This is a genomic window from Gemmiger formicilis (assembly GCF_016901605.1).
Lineage (GTDB): Bacteria > Bacillota > Clostridia > Oscillospirales > Ruminococcaceae > Gemmiger > Gemmiger formicilis_B.
This window is the reverse complement of sequence record NZ_JACJKP010000398.1, coordinates 1-562: the sequence shown is the minus strand read 5'-3', so window position 1 is coordinate 562 and position 562 is coordinate 1. Positions and strand designations below refer to the sequence as shown.

The following is a 562-nucleotide window of genomic DNA, read 5'->3' as shown; positions in this document are numbered from 1 at the left end:
TTGGCGCCGAATAGGCATGATAAAACCCCCAGTTCAACTGGGGGTGGATAAAAAATACTTTAGTGAAGAGAAAGAACCTCCTGTGCTAGAATAAAGCTGGTCTGGCAACCAAGCAAAAGCACAGGAGGTTCTTGTCAATGGATGACATAAAGAGTTTATCACATAGCAAATACAGATGCAAATATCACATAGTATTTGCGCCGAAGTACCGCCGTCAGATCATTTACAAAAAGATAAAAGCGGACGTAGGAAAAATACTAAGAGAGTTGAGCGAAAGAAAAGGAGTAAGGATCATAGAGGCGGAATGCTGCCCGGATCATATCCATATGCTAGTGGAAATACCGCCGCACTTAAGCGTAGCAAGTTTCATGGGATACCTGAAAAGTAAAAGCAGCCTGATGATCTTCGATAAGCATGCAAACCTAAAGTATAAATACGGAAACCGGCACTTTTGGTGTAGGGGATATTACGTAGATACGGTAGGCAAGTATGAAGGGGCGATCAGAGACTATATTCGAAATCAGCTGCAAGATGATATAGCAAATGATCAGCTGAGCCTCAA

The 562-nt window shown here is 42.3% G+C and carries 1 protein-coding gene; it reads left to right on the top strand.

Annotated features, from left to right (window positions below; genetic code table 11):
* Positions 1 to 137 precede the first annotated feature (137 nt).
* Positions 138 to 562 (top strand): IS200/IS605 family transposase (gene tnpA, locus H6B10_RS15100; protein ID WP_204652321.1); only part of this gene is annotated, 425 nt, incomplete at its 3' end.